This is a genomic window from Haemophilus influenzae (genome assembly GCF_900475755.1).
Classification (GTDB): Bacteria; Pseudomonadota; Gammaproteobacteria; order Enterobacterales; family Pasteurellaceae; genus Haemophilus; species Haemophilus influenzae_D.
The window spans coordinates 121,480-137,841 of record NZ_LS483411.1 but is presented as its reverse complement, the minus strand read 5'-3'; the positions used below and the strand labels follow the sequence as shown (position 1 = coordinate 137,841).

18 protein-coding genes are annotated in these 16,362 nt (G+C 37.1%); 11 read left to right on the top strand and 7 right to left on the bottom strand.

What is annotated here, in order from left to right; genetic code table 11:
- Positions 1-71 precede the first annotated feature (71 nt).
- From pepP to galT, 5 genes are all read right to left on the bottom strand, one after another.
- Positions 72-1,364, bottom strand: a complete 1,293-nt coding sequence (pepP, locus tag DQN24_RS00650; RefSeq protein WP_111695242.1) for a Xaa-Pro aminopeptidase — start codon at positions 1,362-1,364, stop codon at positions 72-74.
- Positions 1,365-1,375: 11 nt separating this feature from the next.
- The gene (locus tag DQN24_RS00645) at positions 1,376-1,924 is read right to left on the bottom strand and encodes a YecA family protein (protein WP_021034713.1); all 549 of its coding nucleotides are present in this window, start codon (positions 1,922-1,924) and stop codon (positions 1,376-1,378) included.
- 170 nt (positions 1,925-2,094) lie between these two features.
- A complete protein-coding gene (gene galM, locus DQN24_RS00640; protein ID WP_111695241.1) occupies positions 2,095-3,117 on the bottom strand; it encodes a galactose-1-epimerase in 1,023 nt (340 codons plus the stop codon).
- 9 nt (positions 3,118-3,126) lie between these two features.
- On the bottom strand, positions 3,127-4,281 hold the full coding sequence (gene galK, locus DQN24_RS00635; protein ID WP_021034715.1) for a galactokinase: 1,155 nt from the start codon (positions 4,279-4,281) through the stop codon (positions 3,127-3,129).
- 69 nt (positions 4,282-4,350) lie between these two features.
- A complete protein-coding gene (galT, locus tag DQN24_RS00630) occupies positions 4,351-5,400 on the bottom strand; it encodes a galactose-1-phosphate uridylyltransferase (RefSeq protein WP_012055242.1) in 1,050 nt (349 codons plus the stop codon).
- A gap of 208 nt (positions 5,401-5,608) precedes the next feature.
- Here galT and DQN24_RS00625 point away from each other — a divergent pair, with 208 nt between their 5' ends.
- The 11 genes from DQN24_RS00625 (at position 5,609) to mtgA (ending at position 15,486) form a co-directional block, all read left to right on the top strand.
- Positions 5,609-6,610: a substrate-binding domain-containing protein gene (locus DQN24_RS00625; RefSeq protein ID WP_012055243.1), complete on the top strand. Its 1,002-nt coding sequence runs from the start codon at positions 5,609-5,611 to the stop codon at positions 6,608-6,610.
- Between the two features lie 174 nt (positions 6,611-6,784).
- Positions 6,785-7,780: a galactose/glucose ABC transporter substrate-binding protein MglB gene (mglB, locus tag DQN24_RS00620; protein WP_111695240.1), complete on the top strand. Its 996-nt coding sequence runs from the start codon at positions 6,785-6,787 to the stop codon at positions 7,778-7,780.
- 64 nt (positions 7,781-7,844) lie between these two features.
- Positions 7,845-9,365, top strand: a complete 1,521-nt coding sequence (gene mglA, locus DQN24_RS00615) for a galactose/methyl galactoside ABC transporter ATP-binding protein MglA (RefSeq protein ID WP_111695239.1) — start codon at positions 7,845-7,847, stop codon at positions 9,363-9,365.
- 16 nt (positions 9,366-9,381) lie between these two features.
- Positions 9,382-10,392 (top strand): galactose/methyl galactoside ABC transporter permease MglC, encoded by a 1,011-nt coding sequence (gene mglC, locus DQN24_RS00610; RefSeq protein ID WP_021034718.1) that lies wholly within the window; start codon positions 9,382-9,384, stop codon positions 10,390-10,392.
- Between the two features lie 145 nt (positions 10,393-10,537).
- Positions 10,538-11,272, top strand: a complete 735-nt coding sequence (locus tag DQN24_RS00605; protein WP_021034719.1) for a hypothetical protein — start codon at positions 10,538-10,540, stop codon at positions 11,270-11,272.
- Between the two features lie 5 nt (positions 11,273-11,277).
- A complete protein-coding gene (locus DQN24_RS00600; protein ID WP_050848542.1) occupies positions 11,278-11,835 on the top strand; it encodes a septation protein A in 558 nt (185 codons plus the stop codon).
- Positions 11,835-12,311 (top strand): acyl-CoA thioester hydrolase YciA, encoded by a 477-nt coding sequence (gene yciA, locus DQN24_RS00595; RefSeq protein ID WP_111688744.1) that lies wholly within the window; start codon positions 11,835-11,837, stop codon positions 12,309-12,311. The genes DQN24_RS00600 and yciA overlap by 1 nt, the downstream gene beginning before the upstream one ends.
- Positions 12,312-12,327: 16 nt before the next feature.
- On the top strand, positions 12,328-12,624 hold the full coding sequence (locus DQN24_RS00590; protein ID WP_111695238.1) for a YciI family protein: 297 nt from the start codon (positions 12,328-12,330) through the stop codon (positions 12,622-12,624).
- Between the two features lie 15 nt (positions 12,625-12,639).
- Complete coding sequence (locus DQN24_RS00585; protein WP_111695237.1) at positions 12,640-14,421, top strand: transglycosylase SLT domain-containing protein; 1,782 nt, start codon at positions 12,640-12,642, stop codon at positions 14,419-14,421.
- 32 nt (positions 14,422-14,453) lie between these two features.
- Positions 14,454-14,759, top strand: a complete 306-nt coding sequence (trpR, locus tag DQN24_RS00580; protein ID WP_111695236.1) for a trp operon repressor — start codon at positions 14,454-14,456, stop codon at positions 14,757-14,759.
- A complete protein-coding gene (gene mtgA / locus DQN24_RS00575) occupies positions 14,746-15,486 on the top strand; it encodes a monofunctional biosynthetic peptidoglycan transglycosylase (RefSeq protein ID WP_111695235.1) in 741 nt (246 codons plus the stop codon). Before trpR ends, mtgA begins: the two co-directional genes overlap by 14 nt.
- A 106-nt stretch (positions 15,487-15,592) precedes the next feature.
- Here mtgA and frdD read toward each other — a convergent pair whose 3' ends face one another.
- Together frdD and frdC are read right to left on the bottom strand one after the other, a co-directional pair.
- The gene (gene frdD, locus DQN24_RS00570; protein ID WP_005690445.1) at positions 15,593-15,937 is read right to left on the bottom strand and encodes a fumarate reductase subunit FrdD; all 345 of its coding nucleotides are present in this window, start codon (positions 15,935-15,937) and stop codon (positions 15,593-15,595) included.
- A 12-nt stretch (positions 15,938-15,949) separates the two neighbouring features.
- Positions 15,950-16,360: a fumarate reductase subunit FrdC gene (frdC, locus tag DQN24_RS00565; RefSeq protein WP_021034726.1), complete on the bottom strand. Its 411-nt coding sequence runs from the start codon at positions 16,358-16,360 to the stop codon at positions 15,950-15,952.
- Positions 16,361-16,362: the final 2 nt, after the last annotated feature.

The window sequence follows — 16,362 nt, the reverse complement described above, 5'->3', positions numbered from 1 at the left end:
TTAACTGGTTCTAATGCTAACATTTTGAGCAATAAAAAACTGTGTACTAGATCACAATTTAAACATTTTTATTAAAAATTCATTAAATTTTCAATATCTGCAATTTCTTTAGGGGCCGCTGCAGTTAGGATTTTATTACCGTATTCAGTCATCAGTAAATTGTCCTCAATGCGCACACCAATGCCTTTGTATTGCTCTGGCACATCAGCATCTTCTGAAATATAAATACCTGGCTCAACGGTAATTACCATACCGATTTCGAGTATCCGTTGCTTATCTTGTCCATAACTGCCCACATCATGCACATCTAAACCGAGCCAGTGCCCTAATCCGTGCATATAAAATTGTCGATAAGCTTGTTGTTCAATAAGTGTATCCACATCTCCTTTCAAGATGCCTAAATCCACTAATCCTTGGGTTTTAATACGAATAACTTCATCATTGGCTTGCTTGATGGAATTACCAGGTACAAGCAATTCAATCGCACGTTTTTGTGCTTTTAAAACTAACTCGTAAATTTCACGTTGAGGCTGGCTAAATTTTCCATTTACAGGAAAAGTGCGGGTAATATCGCCTGCATACATAGCAAACTCACAACCAGCATCAATCAGCACTAAATCCCCATCATTTAGTGGGCAATCATTTTCTGTGTAGTGCAAAATACAGGCGTTATTTCCCCCTGCAACAATGGAATTGTAAGAAGGAAATCTGGCGCAATGGCGATTAAATTCATGCAAAATATCGCTTTCAATTTCATATTCAAAGCGATTTGGACGTGTCGTTTTCATCGCTTTAATATGACCAAGTGCCGTAATTTGCCCCGCTTGTTGCATTAAGCGGATTTCATTCGGCGATTTTATAAGGCGCATTTCGCTGAGCATTGGTCGCCAATCTAAAATCTCGCTAAAATTCACCGCACTTTCTGACACCAATGCATCACCCCAAGTATGAATTTCTGGCACATGGTAAAGTGCGGTCAAATTTTTCAGTATTTTTGGCAGTACGGTAGCGAACTCTTCAATAGAATAGGCTTCATTTACATTAAGTTGCTGTGGCGCACGCTCAACACCTAATCGGCGACCATTCCACGTTTCAAGTAACGGATCGCGTGGACGAAGAAAAATAATGGCTTTTTCTACTTGTTCTGTTTTCAGTAATAACAGTGCTGCATTCGGTTCATTAAAGCTTGTTAAATACCAAAAATAGCTATCTTGACGGAAAGGATAGGTACAATCATTATTACGGCGTTTTTCGATTTCAGAAAAAAGCAATAATGCCGAATTAGGTTGCATTTGAGCGAATACTCGTGTGCGACGTTCCTCAAATTCTTCTTTAGGCAATTTAGCCATATAAGCCAATTCCATTCTAGATCTCCTTAATGTAATACAGGTTTGCTCTCAATTTCTCCTTCGTTGAAATGAGAATAGAACAACATTGCAATGGTGCGAACATATTCAATGATTTCCTCTAGTGCTTCCGCGAGTTCCTCTTCGTTATCGTCTTCATCGTAACCAAGTTGGCAAATATTTTGTAAATCATCAACCGCTTCGCCAATTTCGCCTTTTTCTTTTGATAATTCAGGTTGTGCTAAGCCAAGACCAAGTAAGAATTGGTTTGCCCAATCGGATAAGCTATCTGCTTGTGCAAAGACATTTTCATCTTCGGTTAAACCAAGTTCAAAGGTAAAGCCTTCAACATCTGATAAGGTTTGACTAATTTGTTGATAAAGTGCTGTAACGGGTTGAACTAATCCTGTTGGGTAAGCGTGATTATCATTGCTGAATTGATATAAGAGCGGTAGCCAACTTTGATCTTTTAAGCCACCACAAAGTAAACCACTTAAAAAACCGTGTAGTTCTGTTGCATTAAAGCCGATTCCAGCAGATTTAAGTTGTTGGTTAAGGTCGGAATAAGAAATAAGCATAATAGATTTCCTGAGTAAATTTGAAATTAGTGTAAACCTTTGTAAATAAAAAAGCCATTGCTTGACCAATTAAATTAGATTAAGGGGCTGGTGGTGTATTACCGCTTTTAACGCTAGAAATGAACCTAATTTATAGATCTTATAATGACATTTTTATTATAAATAATGGCTTATTTAAATTTAAACTCCGTCCAATGATAATATTGCTCGCCTGCTTTTTGAATTCCGCCGTAATTTTGCCATTCAGGATGATTAGGGGTGTCGGGTAAGCATTGAGTTTCTAATGCTATGCCAGAAAAATCGGCATATAATTCGCCATTTCTCGTTGGTGTACCTGCAAGATAATTACCCGTATAAACCTGCAATGCAGCTTGCGAGGTTCTTACTTCCAAACTTAAATCGCCAGCTGGAGAAGTCAGTAACACACAAGGCTTTTGCCAAGCTTTATTGACAATAAAAGAATGGTCGTAACCTTTTGTTGCTTGCTGATCCCCTTGTAAAAAATTTTGTTTGATGGGTTTAGCAATACGGAAGTCAAAACTTGTATTCACTACATGCTTTAATGGAGAATTAGGAATCCCCTCATTATCTACAGGTAGATAAAAATCAGCATTTAAACGTAATGTATGTTCACGCACGTCACTGCCTTGTGCTGCATTTTCTAAATTGAAATAGGCATGATTCGTTAAGTTCAATGCGGTATCCTTATCACAGATCCCAGCATATTCAATTTTTACGCTATTATCATTTGTTAGCGTATAGGTTACAGACACATCCACATTACCAGGAAAACCCTGATCGCCATCCACTGAATGTAATGAAAAACACACAAAATTCTTACCGCACTCTTGAATTTTCCAACGGCGTTTATCAAAGCCCTCTCCACCATGAAGCTGGTGTTTACCTTGATTATTACTTAATTTAATAAGTTCGCCATTCAATTCAAATTGAGCATTTGCAATTCGGTTTGCATAACGCCCTACGCTTGCGCCTAAATAGCTTTGATGAATGGGATAATCCTCTACCTTACAACCCAATAAAACCTCGCATAATGTGCCATTTATTGGCACTTTACAAGAAAGCCAAGTTGCGCCCCAATCCATAAATTGAACACGCATTCCATTTTCATTTTGCAGAGTTATAAGCTGACAAGGTGCACCATCAGGCGCATTAAAAGTGGTTTGTTCTAACATCATTTTCTCTTAAATCACTTGAACACCTTGTGATGCAGTGCATACATAAAAAGTTTCTTTTAAACCTATGGTTTTCTCGTAATTATCCGCAATAATTTTACGAACTGCATCGACTTTATCATGCGGCGCAAGTGCAACAATACAGCCACCAAAACCGCCGCCCGTCATACGCGCACCGCCATTTTTGCCAATAACAAGTTGAGCCAATTCAACTAAATAATCAATTTGTGGCACGGTGATTTCAAAATCATCACGCATTGAGTTGTGAGATGCTTCCATTAGTTTACCTAAAAGAGTCAAATCATTGTTCTTCAATGCTTCTACAGCATCAAGTACTCGTTGATTTTCTGTTACGACATGACGAGCACGTTTTGCCACTAACGGAGAAAGTGCGGTCAATTCCGCTTCTCTTTTTCGGAATTGCTCAACTGAAACATCACGCAAGGCTTTTACTCCAAAAAATTTTGCCGCCTCTTCACATTGCTGACGGCGAGTATTGTATTCGCCTGTTACTAAATCGTGCGGTACATTTGAGTTCACAATAATAACGGCGACATCTTGTGGCACGGGTGTTGGAATGGTTTCAAGACTACGACAATCAATCATCAATAAGTGATTTTCCTGCCCAAGTGCGGAAATTAACTGATCCATATTGCCACAATTTGCCCCAACAAATAGGTTTTCAGCCTTTTGCCCATTCAATGCAATATCCGTGTGAGAAAGCGGTAAATCGCCAAGTTGTTGGCAGAATTTACCCACCGCAACCTCTAACGCAGCAGAAGAACTTAATCCTGAAGAAAGAGGCACATTTCCAGAAATCACTAAATTTGCACCTTGTTGAAAGTGGGGGTAACGTTCTTGGATAAATTTTACCACCCCACGCACATAATTAGCCCATTTGTGTTCACTCTTAGGAATTTCAACATTGAGAGAAAATTCATCAGTTTCATCAAGATCCGCCGCATAAACATTCCAAATATGATCATCTCGTTTTGTACCTGAAACGGCCGTACCAAAATTAATCGCACAAGGCATAACAAATCCGTCGTTGTAGTCGGTATGTTCGCCGATGATATTTACGCGGCCAGGGGCATAGACGGTAATTTCTGGCAAATTTTTATGCTGTCTATTGAAAATTTTTTGAGCATTTTGGATTGGGGTCATATTCTATCCTTTATATTAAATCTGTACTCGATCTGCACCCCTCTTTGCTAAAGAGGGAGACTGGCTATATTATTTAGTTCTTTCTTTATAATGAACTTCACTCAAGGCACGCAGTCTTTCTGCAGCCTGTTCTGCCGTTAAATCGCGTTGGCTTTCGCCTAACATTTCATATCCCACCATAAATTTACGCACGGTTGCTGAACGTAAAAGAGGAGGATAAAAATGAGCGTGTAGCTGCCAATGTTCGTTATCTTCGCCATTAAATGGTGCAGCATGAAATCCCATTGAATATGGGAAAGAGGTTTCAAAGAGATTATCGTATTTGGTCGTCAATTTTTTCAAAATAACCGCAAGATCTTTTGATTGTTCGTCACTTAATTCAGTTAAACGTTTTACGTGAGTTTTTGGCAAAAGCAATGTTTCAAATGGCCAAACAGCCCAATAAGGCACTAAAGCTACCCAATATTCAGTTTCAACGACAATACGTTCTTTTAACTCTAGTTCTCGTTTTACATAATCAACTAACATTACTGAACTATGTTTTAATAAATAATCACGTTGTGTACGATCTTCACGAGCAACTTCATTTGGCAAGAAACTATTCGCCCAAATTTGACCATGCGGATGTGGGTTAGAACACCCCATTGCCGCCCCTTTATTTTCAAAAATTTGCACCCATTGGTATTTCGCACCAAGCTCACGAAGTTGTTCTTGCCATACTTTAATCACATCTTCAATCTCAAGTGCGGTCAATAATGGCAATGTTTTACTATGATCTGGAGAGAAACAAATAACTCGACTTTCGCCACGAGCTTGAGAACTTCGGAAAAGAGGATCTGAGGATTTTTCAGGGGCTGGCGTATCTTCTAAAAGCGCGGAAAAATCATTTTTAAACACATAAGGTTTACGATAATCTGGATTTAATTCCCCTGTAATACGCTTATTGTTTGGGCAAAGATAACAAGTTGGATCATAACTTGGTTTTTGTTCTTCATTCACTTTTTCTTGTTGTCCTTGCCACGGGCGTTTGGCACGATGTGGCGAAACTAAAACCCATTGATCGATTAACGGATTGTAGCGACGATGTGGATGTTCTGTAGGTTCAAAAAGTGCGGTCATTTTGACTCCTGTTTTTTAGCAATGTAAACGATTACATTAATTTATACTAAATTATTGTGAATAAACCGTGATCTTTGTCACAAAATAAGAAAATAAGCAAAATTTTTTATGATTTAGTTCATAATTATAAAAGTAACCGCTTTCAATTTGGCTCAAATTATTTATGATCAAAGTATAAGATTTATAGATTATAACAAGGGAAAACGTTATGAGTACTATTCGAGATGTTGCTAAATTAGCCAATGTTTCTGTCGCCACGGTCTCCCGAGTATTAAATCACTCGATTTCCGTCAGTGAAAATACGCGTCTTGTGGTGGAACAAGCTATTGCGCAGTTATATTATCAACCTAATGCGAATGCTCAAGCCCTTGCTGTGCAAAACACGGATACAATTGGAGTGGTAGTGACCGATGTGACTGATGCCTTTTTTGCGATTTTAGTGAAAGCGGTGGACAAAGTAGCAGAAGCGCATCAAAAAACGATTTTAATCGGCATTGGTTATCATCATGCGGAAAAAGAGCGGGAAGCAATTAATACCTTATTGCGTAAACGTTGTAGTTCTCTTGTTGTACATTCTAAAGCCTTATCTGATGATGAATTAAGCCATTATTTAAATACCGTGCCGGGAATGGTGATCATTAACCGTGTTATTAAAGGTTATGAACATCGTTGTGTCAGTTTAGATAATCAAAAAGGCACCTATTTAGCCACTGAAATGCTTATTCGTTATGGGCATCAACATATTGCATATATCGGTTCAAATCACGCCATTTTTGACGAAGTTGAAAGACGAAATGGTTATCTTGCCGCATTAAAAGATCACAATTACCCCATCATTGAACAGGCGATAACTCTCAATACGCCAGATTTTGAAGGCGGTGAAAAGGCAATGATTGATTTACTCAGTTATAACAAAAATCTTACTGCAGTCGTTGCCTATAATGATTCAATGGCAGCAGGCGCAATTTCTGTGCTTAATGAAAACAGTATCAGTGTACCAAGCCAATTTTCAATTGTTGGTTTTGATGATATGCCGATTGCCCGTTATTTGATCCCAAAACTAACCACAATTCGCTATCCTATTGATTTAATGGCAACTTATGCCGCTAAATTAGCATTAAGTTTAACCGATGAGAAAATAATTACCCCACCAATGGTTCAATTTAACCCTACTTTGGTACGCCGTTTTTCAGTGGAATCTAAAATATAATATTAGCGATAAAATGTGATCTAGATCACAAATATTAATTTTTAATGTAATCGTTTTCATTTCTGTGAGTTCGATCACAGATTCTGAAAGAAAATTCAGTTATGATGCGAGCAGTTGCCGTTCTGAGCAACATTTATCAGTGAATATCAACATTCCAAATATAGGAGCGTTATTATGAAAAAAACAGTAGTATTAAGTGCGATTGCTTTGGCTATTGGCTTAGGTAGCACATCTTCAAGTTTTGCAGTCGATAATAAAATTGGTGTAACTATTTATAAATACGATGATAACTTTATGTCTTTAATGCGTAAAGAAATCGATAAAGAAGCAAAAGCAGTTGGTGGCATTAAACTTTTAATGAATGATTCACAAAACGCACAATCTATTCAAAATGACCAAGTTGATGTATTGCTTTCTAAAGGTGTGAAAACACTTGCTATCAATTTAGTGGATCCTGCTGCGGCTCCAACTATCATTAATAAAGTCAAATCAGATAATATTCCTGTCGTATTCTTTAATAAAGATCCTGGTAGAAAAGTCATTAGCTCTTATGACAATGCTTACTATGTGGGCACTGATCCGAAAGAATCTGGTTTAATTCAAGGGGAGCTTATTGCAAAACAATGGAAAGCTAATCCAGCTCTTGACTTAAATAAAGATGGCAAAATCCAATTTGTATTATTAAAAGGTGAACCTGGTCACCCAGATGCGGAAGCTCGTACAAAATATGTTGTAGAAGAACTTAATGCTAAGGGTATCCAAACTGAGCAATTATTTATTGATACTGGTATGTGGGATGCTGCAATGGCGAAAGATAAAGTGGATGCTTGGTTATCTAGCTCTAAGGCGAACGATATTGAAGTTATCATTTCTAACAATGATGGTATGGCTTTAGGTGCTTTAGAAGCAACAAAAGCACACGGTAAAAAACTGCCTATCTTCGGCGTGGATGCATTACCAGAAGCATTACAACTCATTAAAAAAGGTGAACTTGCTGGCACAGTATTAAACGATGGTGTTAATCAAGGCAAAGCGGTTGTTCAATTATCTAATAATCTAGCGCAAGGTAAATCTGCAACTGAAGGCACAAAATGGGAATTAAAAGATCGTGTTGTACGTATTCCTTATGTTGGTGTGGATAAAGACAACTTAAGTGACTTCTTAAAATAATTTTCCATCGATTTTTGTTGTAATCTAAGGGGAAGTTTTCTTCCCCTTTTTAAAGAGGTTGGATATGACAGCTCAAACTCAATGTCAAGACAGCCAAGTGCTGCTCACTATGACCAATGTCTGCAAGTCCTTTCCGGGTGTCAAAGCCTTAGATAACGCAAACTTAACTGTTCGTTCTCATTCTGTTCACGCTTTAATGGGTGAAAATGGTGCAGGTAAATCTACATTACTAAAATGCCTGTTCGGAATTTATGCCAAAGATGAAGGCGAAATTCTTTTCTTAGGCAAACCTGTCAATTTTAAAACATCAAAAGAAGCCCTTGAAAATGGTATTTCAATGGTACACCAAGAACTCAACCTCGTGCGCCAAACTAGCGTAATGGATAACTTGTGGCTTGGACGCTATCCACTTAAAGGGCCTTTTGTTGATCACGCGAAAATGTACCGTGATACTAAAGCAATTTTTGATGAATTAGATATTGATGTAGATCCGAAAGAAAAAGTCGCAAAGCTTTCAGTTTCCCAAATGCAGATGATCGAAATCGCGAAGGCGTTCTCGTACAACGCGAAAATAGTGATAATGGATGAACCCACATCCTCACTTTCTGAAAAAGAAGTCGAGCATCTATTTAAAATTATTGACAAATTAAAACAACGCGGTTGTGGCATTATTTATATTTCTCACAAAATGGATGAAATCTTCAAAATTTGTGATGAAATTACTATTTTACGCGATGGCAAATGGATCAATACGGTCAATGTGAAAGAATCCACTATGGAACAAATCGTGGGAATGATGGTTGGTCGCGAATTAACACAACGCTTCCCTGAAAAAACCAACGTGCCAAAAGAAGTGATTTTGCAAGTAGAAAATCTTACTGCAAAAAATCAACCCTCTATTCAAAATGTCTCTTTTGAGTTGCGTAAAGGCGAAATTCTCGGTATCGCAGGGTTGGTGGGGGCTAAACGTACTGATATTGTTGAAGCAATTTTTGGTGTGCGAGAATTAACTGAAGGAACCATTAAGTTATATGGAAAAACAGTAACAAATCACACCGCACTTGAAGCAATTAATAATGGCTTTGCATTGGTAACTGAAGAACGTCGTTCAACGGGGATTTATTCTAATTTAAGCATTGAGTTTAATTCACTGATTTCAAATATGAAATCTTATCTCACTCCGTGGAAATTACTTAGCACGAAGAAAATGAAAAGTGATACCCAGTGGGTAATTGATTCAATGAATGTTAAAACACCATCACACAGAACTACAATCGGTTCTCTTTCTGGTGGTAACCAACAAAAAGTCATTATTGGTCGTTGGCTTTTAACTCAACCTGAAATTCTGATGCTAGATGAGCCGACACGGGGTATCGACATCGGGGCAAAATTTGAAATTTATCAACTCATTCAAGAACTCGCTAAAAAAGATAAAGGCATTATTATGATTTCATCAGAAATGCCAGAATTATTGGGCGTAACTGACCGCATTTTAGTGATGAGTAACGGTAAATTAGCGGGTATCGTTGAAACTGCAAAAACATCGCAAGAAGAAATTTTGCAACTCGCGGCAAAATATTTATAAACATAAGGAATGAATTATGAGTGCCTTAGAAAAAAACAAATCCTTTGATCTCTTAAAACAAAATGCGATTTATTTTGTGCTATTGATTTTGCTCGGCATCATCATTGCACAAGATCCAACATTCTTAAATTTAGTCAATTTCAGTAATATTCTCACTCAATCTTCTGTGCGTTTAATTATTGCTTTAGGGGTTGCGGGTTTATTGATTACACAAGGGACAGACTTATCTGCTGGTCGTCAAGTTGGTTTGGCTGCAGTTATCTCTGCAACAATGTTACAATCAATGGATAATATAAACCGTGTGTTCCCTGAAATGGGGGAAATTCCAATTCCTGTCGTAATTCTCGCAGTATGCGTTGTGGGTGCGCTAATTGGTTTGATTAATGGTTTAGTTATTGCGTATTTAAATGTTACCCCATTCATTGCGACAATGGGTACAATGATTATCGTATATGGTTTCAACTCACTATACTATGATGCTGTAGGTGGTTCGCCAATTGCAGGTTTTAGTGAAAATTTCTCAACATTTGCTCAAGGATTCTTCCGAGTCGGCAGCTTTAAACTCTCTTACATCACTATCTATGCCACGATAGCTGCATTATTAGTATGGATTATGTGGAATAAAACGCGTTTTGGTAAAAATGTCTTTGCCATTGGGGGAAATCCTGAAGCTGCAAAAGTATCTGGTGTAAATGTTGCACGTAATTTAGTTGTAATCTATATGATTGCAGGTATGTTCTATGCCTTTGGTGGTATGCTTGAAGCGGGTCGTATCGGTTCTGCAACTAACAACTTAGGTTTTATGTATGAATTAGATGCTATCGCCGCTTGCGTAGTGGGTGGTGTATCTTTCGCTGGTGGGGTAGGTACAGTAATTGGTGTTATCACTGGGGTTATTATCTTTACTGTTATCAACTACGGTTTAACTTACATCGGTGTAAACCCTTACTGGCAATACATCATTAAAGGTAGCATTATCATTCTAGCGGTAGCCATTGACTCGTTAAAATATGCGAAGAAAAAATAAAGCTGACGCAATCTTAATAAAATGAATGAAAAGTGGGCAAATTTGTCCACTTTTGTTTTATCTATTCAATTCTGAATTAAGGATATTTATGCAATAATCGGCAAACCCTGTATAATTGCGCCACCATTTTCATAGAGAGAAAAAAATGCTAATTAACTTTACACAAGTATTGCAAGACAGTTGGAATTTCTTCCGTAATCAGAAAAAAATTATGCTGCAATTTGTCGCAATTTTATTTATTGTGCAAAGTGCGAGTGCACTTTTAAGTTTCCCTGTTAATGATGAAAATAAAGGCGATGTATTAAATCTCGCGAATGCAAGTATCACGAATTTTGTGTTTTTTGTTGCTATTACTCAGATTTTAACGAGTTTTATCGCCGCTTGGGGATTAACCTCAATCCATAAAATTAGCCTACAAAATTACCGCACTTTAGGTGAAACCTTCTCACTTACCTTGCGCCGTTTTGCAGGCGTAATTCTGTTAGATCTATTAATGGTTGCACCAATGTTACTTGGTCTTGGTGAAGCCTTTGCTGCATTACTCACAAAAAAATCGCCCTCTATTATGTCACTTATCGCGATGCTTGTTGGCGTTTGGTTCTTTGTCCGTTTAAATTTAACGGTAGTACATTATCTTTCTACTCAAGAGGCACTTTCGCAAACTATCCGAAAAATTTGGATGAGGGGAAACGCTAGAAAAGGCGTATTGTTTATTTACACCTTACTGGTTTATTTTCTCGTGCCAATTCTTATTTTCCAATTAAGTTCGCTTTCAAATAATGCTGTGTTTGATATGGCGATAGGTATTTTCAGCGCATTACTTAATATTTTTATGCTAGTAGTGACTTATCGTTTCTACAGCTTATTTATGAAGGATTAATCAATATGAAACAACTCCTTGACTTTATCCCTTTAATTTTATTTTTTATTACTTACAAACTCGGTGGTGTACGTGAAGCAGCCATCGTATTAGTGGTTGCAACAATTTTGCAGATCGTGATTTTAAAATGGAAATACGGAACCGTTGAAAAACAACAAAAAATTATGGCAAGTGCGGTCGTTTTTTTTGGACTTTTAACCGCTTACTTTAATGAAATCCGCTATTTGCAATGGAAAGTGACGATTATCAATGGCTTATTTGCCATTGTTTTACTTATTGCACAATTTCAATTTAAAACCCCATTAATCAAAAAGTTACTTGGTAAAGAGCTACAACTGCCAGAAAAGGCTTGGAATACATTGAATTTCGGCTGGGCAATATTCTTTATTATTTGTATGTTGGTAAATATTTATATCAGCCATAATATGTCGGAAGAAGCTTGGGTTGATTTCAAATCTTTCGGAATTATTGGTATGACGCTGATTGCAACCATTATTTCGGGGGCTTATATCTACCGCTATTTACCTAAAGATGATTCAAATTCAAAAGATGGAGAAAAATAATGTCTGCCAATTTTATTGATAAAAATGGTCGCCAATCAAAAGGTGTTCTTTTACTACGAACTTTGGCTATGCCTTCTGACACCAATGCCAACGGAGATATTTTTGGTGGCTGGATTATGTCTCAAATGGATATGGGCGGTGCGATTTTAGCAAAAGAAATCGCACACGGACGTGTGGTTACTGTTGCTGTTGAAAGTATGAATTTTATTAAACCAATCTCGGTAGGCGATGTGGTTTGTTGCTACGGACAATGTCTCAAAGTTGGGCGTTCTTCCATTAAAATTAAAGTGGAAGTATGGGTAAAAAAAGTGGCGAGTGAGCCAATTGGCGAACGTTATTGTGTAACTGATGCGGTATTTACTTTTGTTGCAGTTGATAATAATGGTCGCTCTCGCACGATTCCTCGTGAAAATAACCAAGAGTTAGAAAAAGCATTAGCCTTAATTTCAGAACTAGAAGTAGAACAACCCTTGTAAATAAAAGGAAATCATTATGTACTATGTTATTTTTGCCCAAGATATTCCCAATACGTTAGAAAAACGTCTTGCCGTACGAGAGCAACACTTAGCTCGTTTAAAACAACTTCAAGCGGAAAACCGTTTACTTACGGCAGGCCCAAATCCTGCAATTGATGATGAAAATCCAGGAGAAGCAGGTTTTACTGGTTCAACCGTTATTGCACAATTCGTAAACTTACAAGCAGCAAAAGATTGGGCGGCACAAGATCCTTATGTCGAAGCGGGCGTATATGCAGATGTTATTGTAAAGCCGTTTAAAAAAGTCTTTTAATTTAAATAACGTAATATGAAAAAAGTTGCCTTAATTTCTCTCTGTATTTTGACCGCACTTTCTGCTTTTGCCGATTCACCTAACACGGCAACAGCATCCATCAATCTTGAGCAAGAAAAGCAAAACTGGGCGTCTGCACAGCATCAAGACTATTTAAAACGTTTAAAGCAACGTGAAATCTTCTTGCAAGTTGAAGGAATGCTAAAAAGTGCGGTAAAAAATCAACAGTTTTCTGAAGCAACTCAAAATATTACAAAAAACTTAATAGATTTATTGCAAAGTTACCCTTTGCAATATGATCTGCTTGCTCGATTTTGGGAGACAAAAATCGCCTTTTTGCAGAATGATGATATTCAAGGTAAACAACAAGCAATAAATGAACTGAATGCGTTAGTGCAACAAAATTACCCTTTTGTAACGCCAGCATTTCAAGCCTTATTACAAAAGCTATCCACTTTAAACGAACAGCAAACATCAGCAACGTCGGATAATGCTAAAGAAAATAACACGAATCAAAAAGAACAAAATCAAGTAGAAAATCCTAAACAACTTGCTGAAATTGTAAGAAAAAACGATCCTAACACTTTAGATAAAACCGTATTAATTGATGCTTTCCCACGTTATCTTAAAACGTTACCTGAACAAATGAATAACCCAAATTTTGAATCTTATCAAAAATGGGCAAATACTTGGCAGCTTTCAGAGGATGAAATTAAACAGTGGAAAGTCGCTTTTTTAAATCGTTTTTTTGATAATGAAAACGCTGATTTTCAAAAATGGCGTGATGAACAAATCCAACAATTAAAAACTGATAATCTAACCGAGCGCCGTTTACGAATGGCAATTTGGCAAAAAACTGAATTAACCTCTTGGCTGAATTTGCTTTCTGCTGAATCAAAAAGTAAGCAAGAATGGCGTTACTGGGAAGCGAAACAAGATATATCAAAAAATACAGAAAAACTGACCGCACTTTCCAAAGAGCGTGGCTTTTATCCAATGTTAGCGGCAATACAATTAAAACAAATATATCAACTGAATGTCCCTGTCGCGCCAAGTTTTACTCAAGCTGAACAATTTCCTTTTAAGCAAGTTTTTGCAATGATTACAGAATTAAGAGAACTTGGACGAAATGGTTTAGCAAAACAACGTTGGCGAATTATGCTGGATAATGCGGATTTCATAACTCAGCTAAAACTTGCACAATATGCCAAAAATCAGCAATGGTTTGAATTAGCTGTTGATGCTTCTATTGTGGCAAAAGCGTGGGATTATCTGTCCCTTCGTCTGCCAAATGCTTATTCTGAATACTTCAATGCAGCATTGCAAAATTTGAATGTCAGCAAAACTTTTGCTATGGCAATCGCTCGTCAAGAAAGTGCTTGGAATCCAATGGCACAATCTTCAGCAAATGCGCGGGGCTTAATGCAACTTCTGCCAAGCACGGCAAAATTGACTGCAGAGAATAATCAACTACCTTATCAAGGCGAACAAGATTTATTTAAACCATTAAATAATATTTCGCTCGGCACAGCACATCTGAATGAACTCAATGGAAAATATCCTAATAATCGAATATTGATTGCAGCTGCTTACAATGCAGGGGCAAATCGAGTAGAAAAATGGTTAGCACGATCTAATGGAAAATTAGCATTAGACGAATTTGTCGCATCTATTCCTTTTTATGAAACTCGTGGTTATGTGCAAAATGTCGTCGCTTATGATTTTTACTACCAAATTTTACAAAACAAAGCACGCCCAAAAACTTTTCGCCATGAAGAATGGGATCGGCTATACTAAACATACTAGTTTAATAGTATAAGGTGATCATTATGTATATTAGTCGTAATTTGGAACAATGGAACACATTTTTGACTATGCTGAAGACAGCATTTGAGCAAGATAAAGCCCAAGAATTTCTCACTTTATTATTAACATCTGATGAACGAGATGCCGTAGGATTACGCTTGCAAATTGTTTCTCAACTCTTGGATAAAAATCTCCCACAACGAGAAATTCAGCAAAACTTGAATACAAGCGCCGCCACCATTACTCGAGGTTCCAATATGATTAAAACGATGGATCCTGATTTTATGCAATGGATGAAACAACATCTTGATCTCATTGAAAAAAACTAAGCGAATTTTTACCGCACTTTCACGCTTATTTAGTCCTAAATGGTGGAAAAAAAACTGGCAGCGAGTTGTCTTTCGTTTTTTTTTCGCCGTTTTTGCTTTGTTACTGATTTTTCGCTTTGTCCCTATTCCATTTTCCGCTTATATGGTACAACAAAAAGTCGCTAATCTTTTACAAGGCGATTTTCGATACCAAATTCAATATAACTGGGTCAGCCTAGAAAATATTTCTCCCAATATTCAGCTAGCCGTGATTGCATCAGAAGATCAGCGTTTTCCTGAACATTTAGGCTTTGATTTTGAGGCTATCCAAGGAGCAATTCGGTATAACGAAAAATCTAAAAAAGGAATTAGAGGAGCATCAACCATTTCCCAGCAAACCGCTAAAAACTTAATGCTTTGGCATGGACAAAATTGGCTAAGAAAAGGTTTAGAAGTTCCAGCAACTATGTTGCTCGAGCTGACTTGGTCAAAAAAACGTATTTTAGAAGTGTATTTAAATATTGCAGAATTTGGGAACGGCATTTTTGGTGTGGAGGCGGCAAGTCGCTATTACTTTAGAAAATCAGCTAAAAATTTATCTCAAAATGAAGCCGCACTTTTAGCTGCTGTGTTGCCTAATCCAATCATTTATAAAGTAAATAAGCCAAGCTTATTAGTTCGTAAAAAACAAGCTTGGATTTTGAGACAAATGGGAAATTTAGGTACCGAATACTTGAGCCATTTATAAAAAATCCAATCAAATTTCTAAAGTAAAACAAACTAAAAAATGTTTACTTGATATATAAAATAAAAAAACGAGTCTTAGACTCGTTTTTTTATTTATATCATTTTTATTACAGGTTTATTACCGCAAATAACACCCAAACAGTATAAATTGTGGCTAAACCATAAAAGATAAATCCACCTGCTGGCACATGCACTTTAAGATCGTGCATACCATGATGAATACGGTGTAAACCACACCACATTGGAAAAATAGTAAGCACTAAAATAACTAATTTACCAATCCAAGAATAAGCAAAAGTAATTAAATTATGCGCATCGACTAAACCAAATGGTAATAACAAACCGATGATTAGAATAACGACAGGAAGGAAAATTGCACTCACTGTGCCGCCTGCACCGAACATTAACCATACTGGCGGTTCGCCGGAGCGTTTTGGATTTTGATCAACCATTTTTTCTCTCCCTTAGATATAAACTAAAACTAAAGCAATCACGCTAACTAATGCTGTTACCGCCCAAAGTGCATTTCTTACCACAGTATGTGGTAGGCGTTCATTTTTCACAATGATATTCATCACTTTTGGTGTCATTAAGAAATATGTCACCGTATGATAAAGCGTTGCGATAAGCGTAATAATATTTAAGAAAACCACAATTGGGTTTCTTAAAAACTCAATAAAGCTCAAAATGCCTAAGCCTGGTATTGGATTGCTTGCGAGGCAAAGAACACCATAAAGCAATACAATACAAAACCATACAGCAAAGATTGAAGTCGCTTCACGTAGCATATAAGCTTTGTAGAAGTCCAATTTTTGCCACCAAGTCGCTGTCATTGGACGAACATATTTTTTACGTTTACTCACTGTTACTGACATTC

Bases quoted from the DNA above. Each gene is read 5' to 3' on its own strand.
- frdD (WP_005690445.1), bottom strand. From the start codon at position 15,937: ATGGTTGATCAAAATCCAAAACGCTCCGGCGAACCGCCAGTATGGTTA.
- DQN24_RS00645 (WP_021034713.1), bottom strand. From the start codon at position 1,924: ATGCTTATTTCTTATTCCGACCTTAACCAACAACTTAAATCTGCTGGA.
- DQN24_RS00600 (WP_050848542.1), top strand. From the start codon at position 11,278: ATGAAACAACTCCTTGACTTTATCCCTTTAATTTTATTTTTTATTACT.
- DQN24_RS00605 (WP_021034719.1), top strand. From the start codon at position 10,538: ATGCTAATTAACTTTACACAAGTATTGCAAGACAGTTGGAATTTCTTC.
- galM (WP_111695241.1), bottom strand. From the start codon at position 3,117: ATGTTAGAACAAACCACTTTTAATGCGCCTGATGGTGCACCTTGTCAG.
- mglB (WP_111695240.1), top strand. From the start codon at position 6,785: ATGAAAAAAACAGTAGTATTAAGTGCGATTGCTTTGGCTATTGGCTTA.
- DQN24_RS00625 (WP_012055243.1), top strand. From the start codon at position 5,609: ATGAGTACTATTCGAGATGTTGCTAAATTAGCCAATGTTTCTGTCGCC.
- frdC (WP_021034726.1), bottom strand. From the start codon at position 16,360: ATGTCAGTAACAGTGAGTAAACGTAAAAAATATGTTCGTCCAATGACA.
- galK (WP_021034715.1), bottom strand. From the start codon at position 4,281: ATGACCCCAATCCAAAATGCTCAAAAAATTTTCAATAGACAGCATAAA.
- DQN24_RS00590 (WP_111695238.1), top strand. From the start codon at position 12,328: ATGTACTATGTTATTTTTGCCCAAGATATTCCCAATACGTTAGAAAAA.
- mglC (WP_021034718.1), top strand. From the start codon at position 9,382: ATGAGTGCCTTAGAAAAAAACAAATCCTTTGATCTCTTAAAACAAAAT.
- pepP (WP_111695242.1), bottom strand. From the start codon at position 1,364: ATGGAATTGGCTTATATGGCTAAATTGCCTAAAGAAGAATTTGAGGAA.
- trpR (WP_111695236.1), top strand. From the start codon at position 14,454: ATGTATATTAGTCGTAATTTGGAACAATGGAACACATTTTTGACTATG.
- mglA (WP_111695239.1), top strand. From the start codon at position 7,845: ATGACAGCTCAAACTCAATGTCAAGACAGCCAAGTGCTGCTCACTATG.
- yciA (WP_111688744.1), top strand. From the start codon at position 11,835: ATGTCTGCCAATTTTATTGATAAAAATGGTCGCCAATCAAAAGGTGTT.
- galT (WP_012055242.1), bottom strand. From the start codon at position 5,400: ATGACCGCACTTTTTGAACCTACAGAACATCCACATCGTCGCTACAAT.
- DQN24_RS00585 (WP_111695237.1), top strand. From the start codon at position 12,640: ATGAAAAAAGTTGCCTTAATTTCTCTCTGTATTTTGACCGCACTTTCT.